At 62.6% G+C, this 21,672-nt stretch carries 15 protein-coding genes, 2 tRNA genes and 2 pseudogenes; 14 read left to right on the top strand and 5 right to left on the bottom strand.

Features of this window, described 5'->3' with window-relative positions:
* Positions 1-11: 11 nt before the first annotated feature.
* The 3 genes and pseudogenes from fdhF to ACVWW1_RS16670 all read left to right on the top strand — a co-directional run bounded on the left by fdhF (position 12) and on the right by ACVWW1_RS16670 (position 4,415).
* Positions 12-2,799 (top strand): annotated as a pseudogene (fdhF, locus tag ACVWW1_RS16680) (formate dehydrogenase subunit alpha).
* A gap of 55 nt (positions 2,800-2,854) precedes the next feature.
* Complete coding sequence (locus ACVWW1_RS16675) at positions 2,855-3,649, top strand: dienelactone hydrolase family protein (protein ID WP_456656714.1); 795 nt, start codon at positions 2,855-2,857, stop codon at positions 3,647-3,649.
* Between the two features lie 31 nt (positions 3,650-3,680).
* On the top strand, positions 3,681-4,415 hold the full coding sequence (locus ACVWW1_RS16670) for a substrate-binding domain-containing protein (protein ID WP_456656713.1): 735 nt from the start codon (positions 3,681-3,683) through the stop codon (positions 4,413-4,415).
* 38 nt (positions 4,416-4,453) lie between these two features.
* Here the strand turns inward: ACVWW1_RS16670 and ACVWW1_RS16665 are convergent, their stop codons facing one another.
* On the bottom strand, positions 4,454-4,990 hold the full coding sequence (locus ACVWW1_RS16665) for a hypothetical protein (RefSeq protein ID WP_176529935.1): 537 nt from the start codon (positions 4,988-4,990) through the stop codon (positions 4,454-4,456).
* 89 nt (positions 4,991-5,079) lie between these two features.
* Between ACVWW1_RS16665 and ACVWW1_RS16660 the strand changes: the two genes are divergently transcribed.
* The 7 genes and pseudogenes from ACVWW1_RS16660 to ACVWW1_RS16630 all read left to right on the top strand — a co-directional run bounded on the left by ACVWW1_RS16660 (position 5,080) and on the right by ACVWW1_RS16630 (position 11,697).
* The gene (locus tag ACVWW1_RS16660; protein ID WP_176529936.1) at positions 5,080-5,667 is read left to right on the top strand and encodes an exopolysaccharide biosynthesis protein; all 588 of its coding nucleotides are present in this window, start codon (positions 5,080-5,082) and stop codon (positions 5,665-5,667) included.
* 115 nt (positions 5,668-5,782) lie between these two features.
* Positions 5,783-6,993: pseudogene (locus ACVWW1_RS16655) on the top strand (ABC transporter substrate-binding protein).
* 519 nt (positions 6,994-7,512) lie between these two features.
* The gene (locus ACVWW1_RS16650; protein ID WP_207831615.1) at positions 7,513-8,517 is read left to right on the top strand and encodes a TRAP transporter substrate-binding protein; all 1,005 of its coding nucleotides are present in this window, start codon (positions 7,513-7,515) and stop codon (positions 8,515-8,517) included.
* A 290-nt stretch (positions 8,518-8,807) separates the two neighbouring features.
* On the top strand, positions 8,808-9,380 hold the full coding sequence (locus ACVWW1_RS16645; RefSeq protein WP_092115779.1) for a TRAP transporter small permease: 573 nt from the start codon (positions 8,808-8,810) through the stop codon (positions 9,378-9,380).
* Positions 9,380-10,663, top strand: a complete 1,284-nt coding sequence (locus tag ACVWW1_RS16640; RefSeq protein ID WP_176529941.1) for a TRAP transporter large permease — start codon at positions 9,380-9,382, stop codon at positions 10,661-10,663. The genes ACVWW1_RS16645 and ACVWW1_RS16640 overlap by 1 nt, the downstream gene beginning before the upstream one ends.
* 211 nt (positions 10,664-10,874) lie before the next feature.
* A complete protein-coding gene (locus tag ACVWW1_RS16635; RefSeq protein WP_456656712.1) occupies positions 10,875-11,456 on the top strand; it encodes a Spy/CpxP family protein refolding chaperone in 582 nt (193 codons plus the stop codon).
* A gap of 165 nt (positions 11,457-11,621) precedes the next feature.
* Positions 11,622-11,697 (top strand) — tRNA-Lys (locus ACVWW1_RS16630).
* A gap of 364 nt (positions 11,698-12,061) precedes the next feature.
* Here the strand turns inward: ACVWW1_RS16630 and ACVWW1_RS16625 are convergent.
* From ACVWW1_RS16625 to ACVWW1_RS16615, 3 genes are all read right to left on the bottom strand, one after another.
* Positions 12,062-13,588, bottom strand: a complete 1,527-nt coding sequence (locus ACVWW1_RS16625) for a hypothetical protein (RefSeq protein ID WP_456656711.1) — start codon at positions 13,586-13,588, stop codon at positions 12,062-12,064.
* 57 nt (positions 13,589-13,645) lie between these two features.
* Positions 13,646-13,966, bottom strand: a complete 321-nt coding sequence (locus tag ACVWW1_RS16620; protein WP_456656710.1) for a hypothetical protein — start codon at positions 13,964-13,966, stop codon at positions 13,646-13,648.
* Between the two features lie 424 nt (positions 13,967-14,390).
* Positions 14,391-15,461 (bottom strand): helix-turn-helix domain-containing protein, encoded by a 1,071-nt coding sequence (locus ACVWW1_RS16615; RefSeq protein ID WP_456656709.1) that lies wholly within the window; start codon positions 15,459-15,461, stop codon positions 14,391-14,393.
* A 75-nt stretch (positions 15,462-15,536) separates the two neighbouring features.
* Here ACVWW1_RS16615 and ACVWW1_RS16610 point away from each other — a divergent pair, with 75 nt between their 5' ends.
* The 4 genes from ACVWW1_RS16610 (at position 15,537) to ACVWW1_RS16595 (ending at position 20,030) form a co-directional block, all read left to right on the top strand.
* Positions 15,537-16,892, top strand: coding sequence for an NAD(P)/FAD-dependent oxidoreductase (locus tag ACVWW1_RS16610; protein ID WP_456656708.1), 1,356 nt, complete (start codon positions 15,537-15,539; stop codon positions 16,890-16,892).
* A gap of 42 nt (positions 16,893-16,934) precedes the next feature.
* Positions 16,935-18,143, top strand: a complete 1,209-nt coding sequence (locus ACVWW1_RS16605; RefSeq protein ID WP_456660599.1) for an ABC transporter substrate-binding protein — start codon at positions 16,935-16,937, stop codon at positions 18,141-18,143.
* 175 nt (positions 18,144-18,318) lie between these two features.
* On the top strand, positions 18,319-19,518 hold the full coding sequence (locus ACVWW1_RS16600; protein WP_456655533.1) for an IS256 family transposase: 1,200 nt from the start codon (positions 18,319-18,321) through the stop codon (positions 19,516-19,518).
* A 448-nt stretch (positions 19,519-19,966) separates the two neighbouring features.
* Positions 19,967-20,030 (top strand) — tRNA-OTHER (locus tag ACVWW1_RS16595).
* A gap of 176 nt (positions 20,031-20,206) precedes the next feature.
* On the opposite strand, the gene ACVWW1_RS16590 is transcribed toward ACVWW1_RS16595, so the two are convergent.
* Positions 20,207-21,550: an IS1380 family transposase gene (locus ACVWW1_RS16590; protein ID WP_176528776.1), complete on the bottom strand. Its 1,344-nt coding sequence runs from the start codon at positions 21,548-21,550 to the stop codon at positions 20,207-20,209.
* Positions 21,551-21,672 lie beyond the last annotated feature (122 nt).

Genomic DNA, 21,672 nt, shown 5'->3' with positions numbered 1-21,672 from the left:
CGAGGATTTGAATGAGCAACGATCACAACTCCGTCCAGACGATCCAGTTCGAGCTCGACGGGCATCAGGTCGAAGCGCGGGCCGGCGAAACGATTTGGCAGGTCGCCAAGCGCCAGGGCACCGAGATCCCGCATCTCTGCTATTCTCCCGCGCCGGACTATCGGCCGGACGGCAATTGCCGCGCCTGCATGGTCGAAATCGAAGGCGAGCGCGTGCTGGCGGCGTCCTGCAAGCGGACGCCTTCGGTCGGCATGAAGGTGAAGTCGGCCAGCGAGCGCGCCATCGCGGCGCAGAAGATGGTGATGGAGCTGCTCGTCGCCGATCAGCCGGCGCGCGAGACCTCGCACGATCCGGACTCGAAATTCTGGCACTGGGCCGAGAAGACCGGCGTCACCGAGAGCCGCTTCCCCGCCACCGAGCGCTGGCACGCCGACACCAGCCATCCGGCGATGCGCGTCAATCTCGACGCTTGCATCCAGTGCGGCCTGTGCGTGCGGGCGTGCCGCGAGGTGCAGGTCAACGACGTGATCGGCATGGCTTATCGTAGTCACGGCTCGAAAATCGTGTTCGACTTCGACGATCCGATGGGCGAATCGACCTGCGTCGCCTGCGGCGAATGCGTCCAGGCGTGTCCCACCGGCGCGCTGATGCCGGCGGTGATGCTCGACGACAAGCAGACGCGCGTCACCTGGCCCGACCGCAAGGTGGATTCGCTGTGCCCGTATTGCGGCGTCGGCTGTCAGGTCACCTACGAGGTCAAGGACGAGAAGGTGATCTACGCCGAAGGCCGTGATGGTCCCGCCAATCACAACCGGCTCTGCGTCAAGGGTCGCTTCGGGTTCGACTACATCCATCATCCGAACCGGCTGACCAAGCCGCTGGTGCGGCTGCCAGGCGTGAAGAAGGATGCCAACGACCAGGTCGATCCGGCAAATCCCTACACCCATTTCCGCGAGGCATCCTGGGAAGAGGCGCTCGATCTTGCCGCGGCCGGCTTGAAGAAAATCCGCGATGAGAAGGGCGCCAAGGCGCTCGCCGGCTTCGGCTCGGCCAAGGGCTCGAACGAGGAAGCCTACCTGTTCCAGAAGCTGGTCCGCACCGGCTTCGGCTCCAACAATGTCGACCACTGCACGCGGCTGTGCCACGCCTCGTCGGTGGCGGCCTTGTTCGAGGGATTGAGCTCCGGCGCGGTATCGGCGCCGTTCTCGGCCGCGGCCGATGCCGAGGTGATCTGGGTGATCGGCGCCAATCCGACCGTGAACCATCCGGTCGCCGCGACCTTCATCAAGAATGCGGCCAAGCGAGGCGCCAAGCTCTACGTGATGGATCCACGCCGGCAGTCGCTGTCGCGTCATGCCACGCAGCATCTCGCTTTCAAGCCGGGCAGCGACGTCGCGATGCTGAACGCGATGATCCACACGATCATCACCGAGGGCCTGACCGACGAGCAGTACATCGCCGGTTATACCGAGGGCTATGACGAGCTGAAGGCGAAGATCCAGGAGTTCACGCCGGAGCGCATGTCGCCGATCTGCGGCATTCCCGCCGAGACGCTGCGCGAGGTGGCGCGTGCCTACGCCCGCGCCAAGTCGTCGATCATCTTCTGGGGCATGGGCATCAGCCAGCATGTCCACGGCACCGACAATGCACGCTGCCTGATCGCGCTGGCTTTGATCACCGGCCAGGTCGGCCGCCCCGGCACCGGGCTGCATCCGCTGCGCGGGCAGAACAACGTGCAGGGCGCCTCCGACGCCGGCCTGATCCCGATGTTCCTGCCGGACTATCAGCCGGTCGGCCGCGACGACATGCGCGGCGCGTTCGAGAAGTTGTGGGGGCAGGAGCTCGATCCGGTGCGCGGGCTGACCGTGGTCGAGATCATGAACGCGATCCACGCCGGCGAAATCCACGGCATGTATGTCGAGGGCGAAAATCCCGCGATGTCGGATCCCGATTTGCAGCACGCGCGCCAGGCGCTGGCGAAGCTCGATCATCTCGTCGTGCAGGACCTGTTCGTCACCGAGACGGCGTTCCATGCCGACGTCATCCTGCCGGCCTCGGCGTTCGCCGAAAAGTCCGGCTCCTTCACCAACACCGACCGCCGCGTGCAGCTGGCGCGCGAGGTGATCAAGCCGCCGGGCGATGCGCGGCAGGATCTCTGGATCATCCAGGAAATCGCCAAGCGGATGGGACTGCCCTGGAATTATGCGGGGCCGGGCGAGGTGTTCACCGAGATGGCGCAGCTGATGCCGTCGCTGAAGAACATCACCTGGGAGCGGCTGGTTCGCGAGGGCGCGGTGACCTATCCGGTCGACGATCCCGACAAGCCGGGCAATGAGATCATCTTCACGACCGGTTTCCCGACCGAGAGCGGTCGCGGCAAGATCGTGCCGGCCAAGGTGATCCCGCCGGACGAATTGCCGGACGACGAGTACCCGATGGTGCTGTCGACCGGCCGCGTGCTCGAGCATTGGCACACCGGCTCGATGACGCGCCGTGCCCAGGTGCTCGACCAGATCGAGCCCGAGGCGGTCGCGTTCATGACCCCGAAGGACATGCGCAAGAAGGGGCTCGCGCCCGGCGACTTCATCCGCCTCGAGACCCGCCGCGGCGCGGTCGAGGTCAAGGTGCGCGCCGACCGCGACGTGCCCGAGAACATGGTCTTCATGCCGTTTCTGCTACGCGGAAGCGGCGGCGAATTTGCTGACCAACCCGGCGCTCGATCCGTTCGGCAAGATTCCGGAGTTCAAGTTCTGCGCAGTCCGCGCCGAGAAGATCGATATCCGGACGGCGGCGGAATAGCCGTCCGGGCCAAAACAAACGCAACGAAGCGACGCGAACCCACAGGGAGATCAGCATGCGAACGATCATCGTCGGAGCACTTTGCGCCATCGCAATGGTCGCGAGCGCACACGCCGCGGTCAAGGAAGAGCCGGTCACCTACTCCGACGGCGAGACCACGATGAAGGGCTTCGTCGTCTATGACGACGCGAGCCAGGCCAAGCGGCCCGGCATCGTCATGGTGCACGAATGGTGGGGCATCACGCCGCATATCCATAACGAGGCGCGGAAGTTCGCGGAGCAGGGCTACACAGCCTTCATTGCGGACATGTACGGCGACGCCAAGACCGCCGACAACCCGAAGGACGCCGGCGCGCTCGCGGGGTCGGTCATGAAGGATGCGAAGGTGATGGAGCTGCGCTTCAACGCGGCGCGTGAGCAACTCGCCAAGCAGGCTTCGGTCAATCCTCAGCGGATCGGGGCCGTCGGTTACTGCTTCGGCGGCGCGGTGGTGCTGAACATGGCGCGCGCCGGCGCCGATCTCACCGCCGTTGCGGGCTTCCACGCTACGCTCGGTCTCAACACGCCGGCACCGGCGCCGGGCACCGTCAAGGCGAAAATCCTGATTCTGAACGGCGCCGACGACCCGTTCGTGAAGCGCGAGCAGTATGATGCGCTGAAGAAGGATTTCGACGCAGCGAAGGCCGATTACCGGATCATCGAATATCCGGGCGCCGTGCACGCGTTCACGAACCCCGAAGCCACCGAGCTCGGCAAGAAGTTCAACCTGCCGCTCAGATACGACGCCAAGGCCGATCAGGAATCGAAGGCCGAAGCGGCCAAGCTGTTTGCCGCAAACCTTCAGAAATGAGCCAACGGGCCGCCGAGAGAGTGCCGCAGCATTGACGACGGCAATCACCGATACGCCGGAAACGATCAAGGTCATCATTTCCGGCGGCTTCGCGGCGGTCTACCGGGAAGTGCTGCCCGAATTCGAGCGCAGCACCGGCATCAAGGTGGAGACCGGATCCGGCGCATCCGAGGGCACCGGTCCGAAAACGATCAGGCATCAGCTTGCGCACGGCACCAAAGCGGATGTGGTGATCCTTTCGCGGGAAGGACTGCGAAAGCTGAACGAAGACGGGCGGATTCGTGCGGGATCCGACACGGGCCTCGCGACGGCTCCCTTGGCGGCCGCGGTTCGCTCAGGCGCTCCGAAGCCGGACATCGGCAATGCTGTCGCGCTGAGGAAGGCTTTGATCGATGCGGGCGAGGTGGTGGCGCCAAGCAGCACGAGCGGACAATTCGTCCGCGACAACGTCTTCCCCAGGCTGAACCTGCCGGACACGGTGCGGCTCACCCTCGCGGCGCGGGGGACCGAGGCGGCCGAAGCGCTGCGCGCGGGCAAGGCGAATTTCTCGATTGGGCCGACCAGCGAACTGGTGCAGGAGACCGGCATCGAGGTTGTCGGTCTGCTGCCTCCGGATCTCCAGCTCGTGCAGACCTTCACGGCCGCTGTCGTCAGCGACTCAAAGTCGCCTGCCGCAGCCAGGCGCCTGATCGATTTCCTTTCCTCGGATACCGCTATCTTGCGCGCGGCAATCAAGCGGGCGGGCATGGAGCGGCTCGGCGGATAGGCTGCCGTCGCCGACTGTTGCGCTGATCGCGGCGCGGCTCAGCGATCCCTGGCGCCGGGTGCCACATTGAGCGGCGCGCCACCGGTCGAAATCGGACCTGCCGGTTTTGGTGCCCGAGCCGGCGGCGGCTTTCGGGGCTTCGGGGCAGCCTGTGCGACAGGTGCATGCGGTTGGTCGGCCGCTGCCGTGGCCGGCAATGGCACGGGAGCCGGAGCCGGGCGCTGGAGCGCGTCGACCTTCGACGTCAGGCTCGCCAATTGGTCGACGACGGCCTTCAGCTGCTCCTGCTGGTCCGCCACCGATTTGCCGAGTGCGCCGATGTCATCCTCGAGCTTCTGCTGGGTCGCGAGCAGATCCGGCAACGTCTCCTTGTCGCCTGCGGCCACTCTGTCGCTGACCGCAGCGTTGCCCAGGGACGGGACCAGCGGCGCGATCTGGGGCCAGGCGTAGACGCCCCCGGCGCCCGCACAGGCGAGGACGACGATCAACAGGAACCACGGCCAGCGGCGGCGCACGGCGGGAATCGGGCTTGACGGCGCATGGTGCTGCCATGCCTGGTCGGAATCGTTGGTCACCCATGCTTCCTAGTCTGCTTCGGCAGCTGTTGCAATCGATGCCGAGTCTGACCACTTTGGCAGCTATGTCCCCCTCGTCCGGAGCCCCATTGGCGCCCACGCACACGTCCCAACTTCTTGAGGAACTCGTCGCTCAAGCACCGGACGGCCCCGTCGATCTCGAATGGCTCCTCAGCAACCTGGACAAGCGGTCGTTCGGCCTGCTCCTGCTGCTGTTGGGGCTGCTGGTGATCATCCCCGGCGTCGCGACGGTTGCGACGCTGGCGCTGCTGTTTCCGGCGGTCGAGATGATGCGTGGCCGCAGCGCGCCGTCGTTTCCGAGCTTCCTGTCGAAGCGACAGTTCGACTTCAAGCGCTTCAAGCGGTTCACCGTTCTCGTCCGTCCGATGCTGCAGGCGATCGAGCGCATCAGCCGGCCGCGCTGGGACGCGCGTCGCGACGTGATCGACCGCCTCGTCGGACTGGTCGTGTTTCTGCTCGCCTTCTCGGCAGGCTGGCCGCTGCCTCTGGTGAACGTCATTCCGGGAATGGTGGTCGTCCTGATCGCGGTCGCCTACCTGCAGGAGGACGGCCTGCTGCTGGCGATTGCGATGGCGGCTGCGCTGATCTGCCTGCTCGGGCTCGGATGGACGCTCTGGGCAACGTTCGGAGCCGTGATGAACTGGATGGGGCTGTGACGCTCGACGGCTAGTGCAGTTCGATGTCCCGACTTCAGGGGTCGACATCTCGCGCGGGCTTGATCATGATCTCGCCGGACGTCGCGGCAAACAGCGACGCGAATGGGGAGAACACATGCGTTGCATCACGCTCGCGGCCGTCGCCGCGCTCAGCCTTGTTTCCACTTCGGCGGTTCTCGCTGCCGACAAGAAATACGATCCCGGCGCCAGCGATACCGAATCAAGATCGGGCAGACCATGCCCTACAGCGGTCCGGCTTCGGCGTATGGCACGCAGGGCAGGGCCGAGGCCGCATACTGGAAGATGATCAACAGCCAGGGCGGAATCAACGGCCGGAAGATCACGCTGCTGAGCATGGACGACGGCTATAGCCCGCCGAAGACGGTGGAGCAGACGCGCAAGCTCGTGGAGCAGGATGAGATCCTTGCTAACATCGGCTCACTGGGCACCCCGACAAATTCGTCGATCCAAAAATATCTGAACGGCAAGAAGATCCCGCATCTGCTGATCTCCACCGGCGCCTCGAAGTGGAACGATCCGAAGGAATTCCCGTGGACCACGCCGTTCTATCCGCCCTATGCGCAGGAAGCGAAGATCTACGCAAAGTACATCGCCAAGGAGCTGCCCAACGCGAAGATCGGCGTGATCTACCAGAACGACGACTTCGGCAAGGACTATCTGAAGGGCTTCAAGGAGGGGCTGGGAGAGAAGGCCGGTCTGATCGTCAAGGAGCTCAGCTACGAGGTGACCGATCCCACGATCGATTCCCAGATCGTCAATCTGAAGGCCACCGGCGCCGACGTGCTGATGACGATCACGACGCCGAAGTTCGGCGCGCAGGCGATCCGCAAGGTCGCCGATCTCGGCTGGAAGCCCACGCACTTCATTGTGTCCGTCGCGAGCTCGATCGGCGGCGTGCTCGAGCCTGCCGGCCTCGAAGCATCCACCGGCCTCATGACCGCGCTGGCGGCCAAGGTGGTCGGCGACCCCGCGTGGGACACCGACAAGGGCGTGCAGGACTATCTCGCCTTCATGAAGCAGTGGTATCCCGAAGGCAATCCGATCGATGGCAGCAACCAGATCGGTTATCTGTCGGCGCAGTTCACGGCCATCATCCTGAAGAACTGCGGAGACGTGCTGACGCGCGAGAACCTGCTGAAGCAGGCCACCAGCCTGAGCAAGGTCTCACTGCCGCTCTTGCTTCCCGGCATCACGGTATCGGTGTCGCCGACGGACTACTCCACCTTCGACACGTTCAAGCTTGCGAAGTTCGACGGCAAGACATGGAAGTTCTTTGGCGAGAACATCAGCACCGCGTCGCGCTGAGGAGAAGCGAGAGGCGGCTGTGCTGTCCGGCATCCATGGATGCAGAAGATCTGCTGCATCCATGCGAATCGCTCGCAATGACCATGGAAGGAGCAGCGGAAAATTCTACCCCGTCACCCTGAGGTGCGAGCCTTTTCGGCGAGCCTCGAAGGGTCGACGGCCACCGGCGGTGGCCGTGCATCCTTCGAGGCTCGCAAGTGCTCGCGCCTCAGGATGACGGTTCTGAGATCTGCGGCAGGGGCGACATCGGATATGGGCACCAGCATTCGCGCCCGGCGAACTCGCCATTGCCAAACCTCGCATTGACCGCGCCGCCATGGCCGGGCACAGCGTGCGGGCGGTGTCATTGAACGGTCGCAAGAGCCGAAAGGGATACCGCCGTATCGATTTTTGCAGTGCAGCAATGGCGCAATTTAGCCCCTGCTAAAGGGGCAATGGCAATCGTCGTTGCTTGTCTGTAATGGTGCGACCGGATGTCTCGGGGCCGGTATTCGTGCTCCGCAATACGCGGGAGGAAACATGCGTAAGTTCATTTTGGCCGCGGCGTCGATCGCGGCCTTGACCTTTGTCGGGCAGGCCTCGGCGCAGTCGCCGATCGTCATCAAGTTCAGCCACGTGGTGGCCTCGGATACGCCGAAGGGCAAGGCGGCCGACAAGTTCAAGGAACTCGCCGAGAAGTACACGGGCGGCAAGGTGAAGGTCGAGGTCTATCCGAACTCGACGCTCTACAAGGACAAGGAAGAGCTCGAGGCACTGCAGCTCGGCGCGGTGCAGATGCTGGCGCCGTCGAACTCGAAGTTCGGCCCGATCGGCATCAAGGAATTCGAAGTCTTCGATCTGCCCTACATCCTCCCGGACCTGAAATCGCTGCGCAAGGTGACCGACGGTCCGCTCGGCGCCCAGCTGCTCAAGAAGCTGGATTCCAAGGGCATGACCGGTCTCGCCTATTGGGACAACGGCTTCAAGCAGATGAGCGCGAACAAGAAGCTGGTCGCGCCCGCCGACTACAAGGGACTGAAATTCCGCATCCAGTCCTCGAAGGTGCTGGAGGCCCAGTTCCGCGCGCTCGGTTCGATTCCGCAGGTGATGGCGTTCTCCGACGTCTACCAGGCGCTGCAGACCGGCGTGGTCGACGGTCAGGAGAACACCTGGTCGAACATCTACACCCAGAAAATGCATGAGGTGCAGAAGTACGCGACCGTCACCAATCACGGCTACATCGGCTACGTCGTGGTCGTGAACAAGAAGTTCTGGGACGGCCTGCCGGCCGACATCCGCGACGAACTCAACAAGGCGATGAAGGAAGCCACCGAGTTCGGCAACAACCAGTCCGCCAAGGAGAACGAGGACGCGCTCGCCGAGATCAAGAAGGCGGGCAAGACCGAGATCATCTCGCTGACGCCGGAGCAGGACGAGGCGATGCGCAAGGCGATGATGCCGGTCTACAAGGACGTCGCCTCGCGCGTCGGCCAGCCGCTGATCGACGAATTCCTGAAGGAAACGGGCCGCAGCCCGATGAACTAAGGCGGATCGCCTATTAGCCGCCGAACAGGCGGTGCGCTCCCTCTCCCGCTTGCGGGGAGGGTTGGGGTGGGGGCTCTCTCCGCGAGTCGCGTTGTGGAGAGAGCCCCCACCCGCATTGCATCTTCGATGCAATGCGACCTCCCCCGCAGGCGGGGAGAGGTGGACTGAGTGTGTGGACGGGCCTCTCAGCCGAGAGCCGTCTCGCAAATCTAACGAATGCCGCGGCCGCGTGAGGCCGCGGCCTGGGTGCCGTGGCCGGTTGCCGCATCAGGCCATGACAGGGGAGATCAATGCTGCTGAAAATTCTGGACCGGCTCGAGGAAATCATCATCGCGAGCCTGATGGGCGCTGCGACGCTTCTGACCTTCGTCACGGTCGTGCACCGCTTCCTGGTCGACGTGCCGGTGCTCTATCCGTATTTGTTCGGCATCAATCTCGCCTGGTCGCAGGAACTGTGCATCTACATGTTCATCTGGATGGCGAAGTTCGGTGCCGCCTATGGCGTGCGCACCGGCATCCATGTCGGCGTCGACGTGTTGATCAATCGCCTCAATGACGCCTGGCGCAAGCGCACCATCAGCTTCGGCCTGCTCGGCGGCGCGCTGTTCACCGCGATCGTCGGCACCATGGGTGCCAAGTTCGTGTTCGAGCTGATGCACACCGATCAGGTCTCGCCCGATCTCGAGATCCCGAGCTGGATCGTCTACGCCTGCATCCCGCTCGGCTCCTATTTAATGTGCTTCCGCTTCCTGCAGGTGTGTTGGAATTACTGGTGGACCGACGAGCTGCCGCACCATGACGCCTCCCATGTCGATGGCGTCGAGACCAGCAAGACCGCGCCCGTCGCGCTTGGAGAAGCGTGATGAGCGCCGCACTTATCTTCGGACTGCTGTTTGCCCTGATGCTGACGGGCATGCCGATCTCGATCTCGCTCGGCCTGACCGTGCTCACCTTCCTGTTCACCATGACCGAGGTGCCGATCGAGAGCGTCGGCCTGAAGCTGTTTTCGGGCCTCGACAATTTCGGCATCATGGCGATCCCGTTCTTCATCCTGGCAGGCACGTTCTTGACCCGCGGCGGCGTCGCGCGGCGCATGATCGCGTTCACGACCTCGCTGGTCGGGCATCTGCCCGGCGGCCTTGGGCTAGCCGGCGTCGCGGCCTGCGCGATGTTCGCGGCGATCTCGGGCTCGAGCGTCGCCACTGTGGTCGCGATCGGCTCGATCATGATGCCGGCGATGGTCGATCACGGCTATCCGAAGCGTTTCGGTGTCGGCGTGATCTCGACCTCGGGCGCGCTCGGCATCCTGGTGCCGCCCTCGATCATCCTGGTGCTCTACGGCGTCTCCACCAACACCTCGATCGGCGCGCTGTTCATGGCCGGCATCGTGCCGGGCGTGCTGCTTGCGCTGATGCTGGCTGCGGTGACCTTCTTCGTGGCGCGGCGCAACGGCTATCCGAAGATGCCGCGCGCGACCATCGGCCAGCAGTTCACGGCGTTCCGCGAAAGCATCTGGGGCCTGTCGCTGATCGCGATCGTGCTCGGCGGCATCTATGGCGGCATCTTCACGCCGACCGAAGCGGCCGCGGTCGCCGCCACCTATGCCTTCTTCATCACCGTGTTCGTCTACAAGGAGCTGAAGCTCTCCGAGGTGCCGAAGGTGCTGCTGCAGGCGGCGAGCATGAGCTCGATGCTGCTCTACATCATCACCAACGCGGTGCTGTTCTCGTTCCTGATGACGCATGAACAGATCCCGCAGGAGATGGCGGCCTGGATCATCGACAAGAACTTCTCGGTCTGGATGTTCCTGCTCGTCGTCAACGTCATCCTGCTGCTCGCCGGCAACGTGATGGACCCGTCGTCGATCCTCCTGATCATGGCGCCGATCCTGTTTCCGCTGGCGACCAAGCTCGGCGTGCATCCGGTGCATCTCGGCATCCTGATGATCGTCAACACCGAGGTCGGGCTGTGCCATCCGCCGGTCGGGCTCAATCTCTACATCGCGAGCAGCATCGCCAAGATGGGCATCAGCGAGATCACGATCTCGGTCCTGCCGTGGCTATGCGCGATGCTGGTGTTCCTCGGCCTGATCACCTACGTGCCGGAGATCTCGCTGTGGCTGCCGCGGCTGTTGGGAATGATCTAGCGAGCGCATGATCCGGAAAAGTGTGAAGCGGTTTTCCGACGAGATCATGCGCAAACAATCAGAAAACCAAAGCGCGACCTCGCGCTTTGGATGTTTCTGGCGGGCAATGAAGCGGATTACATCTTGGCAAGAAAGGTCTCTCTGTCCAATCCGTAAGTTGAAGGCCGCAGCAGGCGGTATCATTCTCAGGCAACCTTCAAAGGAGGTTTGGATGAAGAAAGTTCTGCTCGCCGGCATCGCGGCGCTCACGATTGCCGGTTCGACCGCGGTCTATGCCCAGCATCGCCCGTGGTTCCATGGCCAGATGCGGATGAGCCCCGAGGATCGGGCCGCCTTCCTCGACGCGCGCATTGCCGCGGTGCACGCCGGGCTGAAGCTGACCGCCGATCAGGAGAAGCTGTGGCCGCCGGTCGAAACCGCGGTGCGCGACTTCGCCAAGATGCGGCTCGATCGCGCCAATGCGCGGATGGCCGCGGAGAAGACCGATGCGGACAAGGCCGACAAGCCGGATGATCCGGTCGCGCGGCTGCGCGAGCGCGCCGACAACATGGCCGCGACCGCGGCGTCGCTGAAGAAGATCGCCGATGCCGCCGACCCGCTCTACAAGACGCTCGACGACAACCAGAAGCGGCGGCTGACCATGCTCACCCACATGGAAGGGCGCGGCTTCGGCGCAGAGGGCTGGCGCCGCCATCGCCTCGAGCGCGGCATGGATCGCTGGGAGCGCGGCGGCCGCGACCATCATTTCGACCGCGACGACGGTCCGGATCAGGAGCGCTCCGGCCGGCTCTGACAGCCAGCCGCCGGCATCCTCGCCAAGCCTATGAAAGGCCGCTGGAATCCGGCGGCTTTTCGGCTGTCAGAAAGTCGGGAAAAGTTGCGCCAGCTTGCTGGACATCGCGGAATCGCTTTGCTAAACGACGGCCTCTCTTGCGAGGGTCATTTCCGGACAAGTTCCGGGCGCATAGCTCAGTTGGTAGAGCAGCTGACTCTTAATCAGCGGGTCCCAGGTTCGAGCCCTGGTGCGCCCACCACCCTCAAGAGGTTGGCCCGCAAGGGCTTTTTTAATTTGGCCGATAGAACAAAACTGGTCTCGTGCGACGCTTTTTGTGGTCGTACGTCGCACGCCATGCGACGAGATATGATCTTCTGGGCGTTTTTAGTCGCATCCGATACCTGCCCTCACTTCGACAAAAACCGGCCGAGGGATTGCTGCCGCCCGGTTTGAAGCGAAGTGCTGACTCGGTAGAATTTACCCGGAATCAGGTCCGATGACCGGCTGTGAAGATTGCCTGGGGCCGACGCCGTTATCGGGCCGCGCTGTGCAACTCCAATACTGTCGGGGTGGGCACCACAGGACCGTGAAGGGCTTAAGGAGCCGGAAAACCGGTCTTGCGGTCAGCCCTTCATCCCTTCCTTACCAACCTGCAATTGGAGCCGGTCGATACCGGAATCGGCGCGGTCCACATTGCGGGCGCGGTAGTGCTTTACGATAGTCTGTGCACTTCGGTACGAGTGCCCGGTGATATCGCAGATCGTCAACAGGTCGCAGCCGGCCCGGTCGAGTAGCATCACGCAGGTATCGCGTAGATCCTGGTCGTGCTTCTGGTCGAGTTCACCTCCGCCGTTGACGAATATCAGGGCAGGGCACGGCTTGAGTCGCCACGCTGTTTCGTCGCCATTGCAATCGCGCGCGGCTTGCGCGCTAAGCCATTCCGCCAAGACACGCTCGCGCTGGTCAACCGCTCGGGCGCGGTGCGCCTTGTTCTCTTCATCGAGTGGGAAAGGTGCAAAGAGTTTGTTGACACTTCCGATCAACTCAGTGCTCAGCCGCTCTGCGCGCACAATTGCTTGCCGGATAGTATCCTGTGCCAGAAAGCCGAAAACGGCGACCGCGCGCGCGGTTGAGACCCAATGGCGATAAGTGCTCTCGTCGTACGGCTCCCCATTGTCCTCGTTGACAACGAGTTCGAACGGGACCGCTTCAAGCTGAAGACGTAACTTGAGTTCCTTTACTCGCACGCGAGATGCGTTCAGCCGTGCGCTGAGTTGTGGCGCCTCCTTGATGTCGACCAGTTCGCCAGTCTTGCTCTGTCGGAACGCGTGACGTCCCTCGACACCGCTCTCGTTGCGCATGATCAGACGGTCGGTTTGGCGCTGCCCGGTGAATAGCGCGAGGTAGAGACTGTCGCCGATTGAGGGCCGCTCGATTGCATCAGCTGCGGCGACCCACGCGGAAAATTCAGGCATTGCGACAAGCACGATGCGGCCATCTGGATGATCGAACTCCATACCTTCGCGCGGGTTGGGTCCGAGACGCCACAGAATGCTTTCCTGCCCCCAAGTGAATGCGGCTGAGAGTGCTGCAATCATCGCCAGCGCCATATGATGGCCGCGTACCGACTTCGCATAGTTGTAGAATGCTCGGAACTCCGGCTTGCCGATCGATGAAGGGGTGGCAGTCGCGATCGCTTCGAGTTCGCGCGCGGGCTCGGCCACGCCAAGCAGCCTCGCGGCGCGGATTTCGGCTCGCATTTTCGCCGCGGCCTCGCGCGTTTGTGGCCGGTAGAGAATGGCGGAGATACACTTGCGATAGGAAGTTTGAGAGGAGGCTGACAGCGCCTTGAATTCGTCCGATTTGCTCCAGTCGTCGAGAAGGTCTTCGATCGTGCTACGTTTGCGAACGGTAATCTTCTTCGGCAATTTACCAGCGCGACGCGCCGCCTCGATTTCAGACTTTCTTTTGTCGGAGAAGTCGGATGCCTCCTGAAGATTGAACCATCGACCAACCGGGCGGCCTTTTTCATCATTTGGCGGATGGCGCAGGTCGCCATCGATAAAGCCGAGTGCCCGGGCGTAAGCGCCATGCGATGAGCGTGGACGGCCGTCGCGCCACTTCACGTAGGGAAACTTCGGATCGGCCATAGCCAGCCTCGGTGCCAAGTGAGATGTGGACCCATTGGAATCGAGCCCAACAGAATGTCAAGCGCCGTGGTGTCCATAGGCCATTCGCAGCCGCTCGCGATGCTCTTCATCGCTTGCCGCCGCCGGTGGCGCAAATGTGTCAATAGCGATGGTCTTCGGACGGATTGGATGGTGGCGAGTCAGCCAAGCATCGAAGCCGCTGCGCTCCCATTTGAGCGGACCGCGTTCGCTGATCGGCGCTGGCAGTCCGTCGCGGCCATGTCGGATCTGGCGCGTCCGATAGAATGTATCTAGCGAGATGCCGATCGCCGCCGCAACCTCGGCCGAGGAATACGGCAGTACTATGCTCTGTAAAGTATTCACCGGACGCAGATGCATAATTCCGCGATGCCTTGTCACTCTTAGCTACTTTGGCCGACGTCCATGCAACATAAGAGCAGAGAAAACGAACGCGAAAGGGTCCCGCATCGGGCGTAGGGAATTCGGCTTCTTTGGAGTGCAAATAGGATGCTAGCAGGGCTATTAGTCCGCACATTCGCGCTTTAGAGAGTCACGGCATCCAGGTCGCAACTGGTGCGGTGATCCCGACTTATACTTGATCGGGCCAAGGACTCACTAGCTGGCTAGCGAGGTCGATCCTTGAACTACGCCGTTATGAGCGACGGGATATCCGTTAGCTTCGTTGATTTTCCTGCATTTTCGTTCGATTTCGTTCGTGTTCGTTGCGATTCGATGAGGTCGTTTCTGGTGCGAAACTGGTGCGGTCCGCGGCCAAGCGTCCAGCCTGCCCCAGGCGACGACCTTATTTTGCCCTCGCACCATCTCTGATGTCGGATGGTGTCGCGTTGTAGTGCCGGCGAAACGCCCTGTTGAAGTACGAGAGATCATTGAAACCGAGTTCGAACGCGATCGTGCTGATCGCGCGACGCGAATGCAATGGGTTTCTCAGAATGCCAAAGGCGCGCGCTAGGCGCTGGCCGAGTACGAACTCTGAGCAGGTGACGCCCTCGCTCTCGAACAGCTTGTGCAGATAGCGCACTGTTACGCGATTGCGGACCGCGACTGTCGTCGCGTTCAGATTCCCGTCATGGAGGTTGGCGATGATGTCGGCCTTGATCGCTGCCAGCCGGACCGCGCCCACGGTTCTGTCCGCGGCAAGCGCCTTGGCGTCGCTGCTCGCACCAAGTGCCAGCGCGACGAGATCATAGAAGTGGCTGATGATGAGGCGCTGCGAGGCGGGCGCCGCCAACGCCTCATCGTCGGCGACGACATCGAGATATTTTCTCAGGAGCCTCAGCCCGCCTGTATCCCTCATGATCCGTCGCATCGTTGCGGTTTCGAGCTTGGGAACAAGCGGCGCAATAGCCGACCGGGGCACGCGTATTCCGGCGATCTTGACGGACGAGGGCGAGGTCATGGTCCAGGCGGCCTGCTCGTTGGTCATCAGCACGGCGTCCCCCTCACCGAGCACCATCTCGCATCCGCATTGGCGCCCCAAGGTCGTCCCACTCAGGGTCATGCAGAGGTAGAGGAGGTCGCCTTCCTGCCTCACGCCCTCGCGGCGGACGCTCGCGTAGCTCGCCGTCAGAATGCGGAGCCCGGGCATCGTGCGGTTGACAAGATCGACCCGCGGCGCCGCGTTGCCGTAGCGAACAAATTTGGTCGGAAGCAGGCTGCGCTCATGCAGCTCTTCGAGCGCTTTGCCTCGCCCCTGGTCCGGCAAAGTGCGGCTCGAGAACCGAACAACCGTGTAGCCGGGCGTCGAAGTCAGCATCAGCCGTCCTCTTCCAAGGGCCAACAAGGATCGTTTCGCCGAGTACGCTTCTACCAAATCAGGGCACTTTAGTCCAAGCCGTCGTTCCCTCCAGTCCAAGACCTCGAGCTTGGGTGATCTTAAGAGACAGCGGACCGAAAGCGCTCAACGCCATTTCCCGGGTGGGTCATTGCGATGCCGAAATTGCTTGGGCGACATGCGATCGTGGTCGGAGCTGGTATTGGCGGTCTCGTCGCTGCGAAGGCCCTGTCTGCATACTTCGAAACCGTCACCGTGCTTGAGCGCGACGCCTTGCCTTCCGAGCCGATCGCGCGCATCGGCACGCCCCAGGCGCGGCAAATTCACGTTTTGCTCAAGGGCGGTCTCGATGCGCTGATCGAGTTCTTGCCGGAACTGGAAACCAGGCTCGAGCGGGCCGGGGCCATCCGCGTGCGGCTCGGCTCTCAATCTCGGCTGGAATTGCCAGGCTTCGATCCGTTTCCGCGGCGTGATCTTGGATTCGACTTTCTGTCCTTGACGCGGCCGCTCCTGGAATTCGCGGTGAGGCGCCTGATCGAGAAGCACGGCAATATTGCGCTGATATCGCGTTGCCGGGTCACTCAATTGCTGGAATCCGCCGACCGAACCGCAGTCATCGGCGTCCGTTACGACGATGCCCATGGACGAGGCATCGAGCTCGCGGCCGACTTCATCGTCGACGCATCGTCGCGCGGCGCACTAACCCTCGAATTGCTGGACAGGGTTGGCCTGCCGAGGCCTGAGGAGATACAGATCGGCATCGACCTGCATTACGCAACGGCGCTGTTCCGGATTCCAACTTCCGCGCCGCCTGACTGGCGCGCGGTGCTGCATCGGGCTTCCGCCCAGAGCGGCCGCGGTGGGTTGCTCGTTCCAGTCGAGAACGACCGCTGGCAAGTCAATCTCACGCATATGCACGGCGGAACGGTGCCGGAAAACGTCGGGGACTTCATCGCGTTTGCCGGCACGCTGCGAACGCAGACGATTCATGCCGCGATCAAGGACGCCGTGCCGATTGGTCCAATTCACCGGTTCGTCTTTCCGTGCAGCATTCGCCGGCGCTTCGAGGCGCTTGAGCGCTTTCCGGATCGTCTCTTGCCGCTCGGCGACGTGATCTGCCGCTTCAATCCGGCGTTTGGCCAGGGAATGAGTGTGGCCGCGCAGGAAGTATGCGTGCTGAAACGGTTAATTGAGGCGCGAGCTTTCGACGCTGACCCACTCAGGGAACTGGCGCGGTCTTTCTTTACGGCGATTCAGAACCTGCTCGCCGCGCCGTGGGCTGTGGCGGAGAGCGACTTCATTTTTGAGAAGACGCGCGGGCAACGCCCGAATGATTTTTACCAGCGCTTGAATTTCAACGCCGCGCTGCAGCGCCTCGCTGTGGAGGACGCAACGGTGCATCGGATCATGATCGAGGTCGGTCATCTCATAAAGCCATCAAGCGCTCTGCGCGACCCGGAGATCGTCGATCGGGTAACGGTGCTGATGGCTGCCACCGTTCCTGTGCAATGAGAAGGAGGAGGTCCAATGGCCGTCAGAGCTCTACAATTGGTGATGCTGTCCGCGGCACTCGCTCTGTTTGCGGGCGGCGCGTCTGCCCAGAAGCAATACGGTCCCGGCGTGACCGACACCGAGATCAAGATCGGCAACATCATGCCATACAGCGGTCCGGCATCCGCCTGCGGCATCATCGGCAAGACCATGAGCGCTTATTTCCGCATGGTCAACGACGACGGCGGCATCAATGGCCGTAATATCGACTTCATCTCCTACGATGACGCCTACAGTCCGCCGAAGACCGTAGAGCAGGCGCGCAAGCTGGTTGAAAGCGACGAAGTCTTTCTGATCTTCGGCGCCGTTGGCACCGCGACCAATGCCGCCATCCAGAGGTACATGAACACGATGCGCGTGCCGCAGCTGTTCGTGTTGAGCGGCGCCTCGCGCTGGGGCGACCCTGCGCATTTCCCCTGGACGATCGGCTTGCAGCCAAACTATCGCGCTGAAGCGCGCGTCTACGCAGCCTATATTCTCGAGCATCATCCCAACGCCAAAATCGGCGTGCTCTACCAGAACGACGATTTCGGAAAGGACTATCTTCTGGGGTTGAAGGACGGTCTGCGAGATGACTACGACAGGATGGTTGTCGCCAGTACGCCGTATGAAACCGGCACACCAACGGTGGACTCGCAGGTCGTTGCGATCAAGGCCGCCCATCCCGATATTTTCCTCGACTTCGCCACGCCGAAAGTTGCCGCGCAAGCGATCAAGAAGCTCGCTGAGCTCAATTGGCATCCCATCCATATCGTGACGAACATATCGGTGTCCGTTGCAGCAGTGCTGAAACCCGCCGGGCTCGATAACGCCAAGGGTATTCTCAGTGCCGGCTTTCAGATGAATGTCACCGATCCGCAATGGGAGAGCCACCCGGGCATGCGGCGCTTCCATGCCTTCATGGCCAAATACTATCCTGAGGCAGACCGTTCGGGCAGCAGTCCGTCAATCGCCTTCAACGCATCGGCCGCACTCGTGGAGGTGCTGAAGCGCTGCGGCGATAACCTCACCCGCGAGAACGTCATGAAGGTGGTGGCCAATCTCGACTTTGAGATCGACACTTTGATTCCAGGCATTCGCATAAAGACGACTCCGACGGATTTCTTTCCGATCGAGCAGGTACAAATGATGCGCTTCATGGGCGAGCGATGGCAGATGTTCGGCCCGATATTGGATGGGCACGCCGAGCAGGTTGCACCTTCTTCGAACTAGCTTAGCCAGGAGGGGCGACGGTCGTGTCCCCGGAGGTGGTGTAGCTCGGTAGAGCAAAGCCGCCCGGACGCGCGCCTCCAATAGCGCCGTAGCGGGCGGGCGGCTTTGCGGTGGTCACCGGCAGTTCTCCGGTAGGATCGGGTTGCGACACGCCAACGCAACCGAGGAACCACCGATGACCGACGACATGATGAACCTGCGCACGCTCGTGGAGAAGACCCCTGATGCCGATCTGTTGCGCGAGATGATCGGCTTTGCTGCCCAGCGGTTGATGGAGATGGAAGTCGAAGGCCAGACCGGGGCAGCCTACGGCGAGAAGAATCCCGAGCGCCTGGCCCAGCGCAACGGCTACCGCGACCGGACCTGGGAGACCCGGGCCGGCACGGTCGAGCTTCGCATCCCCAAGCTGCGCAAGGGAAGCTACTTTCCGGGTTTCCTGGAGCCGCGCCGGATGGCCGAGAAGGCGCTGACCGCCGTGGTGCAAGAGGCCTATGTGCAGGGCGTCTCGACCCGCTCGGTCGACGATCTGGTGCAGGCGATGGGGATGAGCGGGATCTCCAAGAGCCAGGTGAGCCGGCTCTGCGCGGAGATCGACGACAAGGTGAAGGCATTCCTCGCCCGTCCGATCGAGGGCGACTGGCCGTATCTGTGGATCGACGCCACCTATGTGAAGGTGCGCCAGAACGGCCGTATCGTATCTGTCGCGGTGATCGTCGCGGTCGGCGTCAACAGTGACGGCCGGCGCGAGGTTCTCGGGATGGATATTGGACCGTCCGAAGCCGAGACGTTCTGGACCGCGTTCCTGCGCAAGCTCGCCCGCCGCGGCCTGCGCGGCGTCAAGCTCGTCGTCTCCGACGCCCACGAGGGCATCAAGGCCACCGTGGCCAAGGTGCTCAACGCCAGTTGGCAGCGGTGCCGTGTCCACTTCATGCGCAACGCGCTGGCGCATGCCGGCAAGAGCGGCCGGCGCGTCGTCTCCGCCTTCATCGCCACCGCATTTGCTCAGGACGATGCCGAAGCCGCCCGCACCCAATGGCGTAAGGTTGCCGACCAGCTGCGCCCCAAGCTGCCAAAGCTGGCCTGCTTCCTCGACGAGGCCGAGACCGACGTGCTCGCCTACATGACGTTCCCGCCGCAGCATCGGACCAAGCTGCACTCCACCAACCCGATCGAACGCCTCAACGGCGAAATCAAGCGGCGGACCGAAGTGGTCGGCATCTTCCCCAACGAAGATGCCATCGTCCGCCTCATCGGGGCGATCCTGCTCGAACAGAACGACGAATGGGCGGTCCAACGCGCTCGCTACATGACGCTGGAAACAATCGCGCCATTGAGCGATGATCCCAACGTCAGCCTCACGGCTATCGCCAGCTGACCAGCCCGGCTCTCGCCGGCGAACGCGGTCACCCGCCGCCAGCTACACCACATCACGGGGCACGATCAGGGGCGACGACGAACCGTTTGCCAGACATGGCCGGCCGTTGGCGGTTCGTTCGGCCATGGAATCGAAGATTGATGTTCTGCCGTTTTCGCGCGACAAGGCCGCCGATTCTACGATGTGAAACCAGAGACTATGGTCAGATCAAGCAAGGCTGACTAGCTTGCCAAGCACTGAACCTCGGCAACGAGCAGCAAAGCCGTGCATTTCTGGTGCGGTGGCTCAGAGCCAATGAAGTAACAGCGACTAAGCCGTTGATTTCTGGTGGGCCCGGCAGCTACCATATGCGTGGATTTTGTAAGTAGAATCAATCATCTGGTAAGATGTTGATCTGTCGGATACCAACAAAAATACCAACAAGTGGTGGGTTATATTGCGGGAAGGATTGATTGCGGGACAACGGCCCTCTCAAGGCTGAAACAGGGGTTCGATTCCCCTAGGGAGCGCCAGCAAACTCAGGCACTTAGCCCGTCTTATTCATGATTGCCGGGCGGGGCAGCTGGAACATTTCCGGTCGGGGTGAAGGCGCGCGCGAACGCTTCGGCTTTTTCGCCGCTTTTCGACCCGACTTCGTGAACGCGTTGGAGGACGGCAGCGGGGTGACCGGGGGCTCATGCCCCGCGCGTCAGGGTGCTTGCGGGACCAGAGCGTTTGCCAAGCCGCGGAACAGGTCGGCGTCGGGGCACGCCGCAGCGAAGGCGAGACGGACGCGGGTGGCGGTCTCGATGACGCGGGCTGCGATCTTGAGAAGCCTGAGCCTGATCGTGTTGAACTCGGCCGTTGCCAGATCGCGCGGCTTTGGGATGGCATCGCGCACGGCGAGGATGAGCCAATAGGCGGCGGTGTGGAAGACGAGGCGGACCTGGTTGGCGAGCGCCGAGCGGCAACTGGTGCGATCGGAGGCGAGCTGGGTCTTGTGCAGCTTGATCAGGTTCTCGGCCTGTCCGCGAGCGCAATAGAGGCTGTCATAGATCCACTCAGCCGAGCCGATATCCAGGCTGGTGACGACGTAGCGGACGTCGAGCCCTTGTTGGGTTGCCTCGATGCGGGCGACGACGCGGCGCTCACGATGCCAGGAGCCGGCCGCGTGGCGGGTCTCGGTGTAGCCGCGAACCACGATCTTGTTCTCGATCGCACGTTCGGTTCGAAATGCATCACAGACCTCGTCGACCTTTCTGGCGAGCGGCTTCGTGCCGGCTAGCGCGAAGATGTAATCGACGCCGTTTTGCTCGCAAAAAGTCATCGCCTCGGGGCCGGCGTAATGGCTGTCGCCGCGGAAGGTGATACGCGTATCGGGCCAGCGCCGGCGAATGCGCCGAACCAGGCGGCGCAGGTGTGCCCGCACCTCGCGGCCGCTCGGCGTCTTGCCGGGGCGCAGGATGACCGCAACAGGCCGGCTGTGCTCGGTGTCGTAGACGTGGATCGGCAGGAAGCAGTGTTCATCATAATGGGCGTTGAACAGCGAGAGTTGCTGACGGCCATGCACCACGTCGACCGTGTCGTCGATGTCGAGCGTGATTGCGCTCGGCGCTCGCGCGTAGCTGTCCATCCATAGGTCAACCAGCACAGAGCTCAGCCGGATCACCTCGCGCAGGTGTGGTGCATTCTCCAGGCGCGATAGGGTCGGCTGCGAACACAGATCCCGGCCAGTGTCCGGCAGTCGGCCGCAAGCCAGCTTGAACGCCGGATCGCCGCGTAAACGATCGAGATCATTGCCATCCTCGTAGCCACACGCGATGGCGAAGATGCGGGCGCGGATCATATCCGCAAGGCTGTGCACGATGCGTCCCGGATCGCGCCGCTCGGGGAATACGCAGGACAACTTCGCGGCCAAGCCGAGGCGCCGGTCCGCCATGGCCAGAAGCATGACGCCGCCATCCGACGTCAGCTTGCCGCCGTCGAACGAGGCTGTGATCTTCTTGCGGGAAACGGCTGGAAATGAGAACGGCAGACTCGTATCGTCGGTCATGGTGAGTGTGGCGGCCCGGATGCGCGGAGGGTGGGTGTCAGCAACCGATCCTACGCCATCTCAGCGGCTTACGCCACGCTCGCCAGCCTCTCAACAAGCCGCTGATGAATAAGACGGGTTAG

Source organism: Bradyrhizobium sp. JR3.5 (assembly GCF_054057015.1).
Note: the sequence above shows the minus strand (reverse complement) of the source record. Positions and strands in the feature narration are given on the sequence as shown.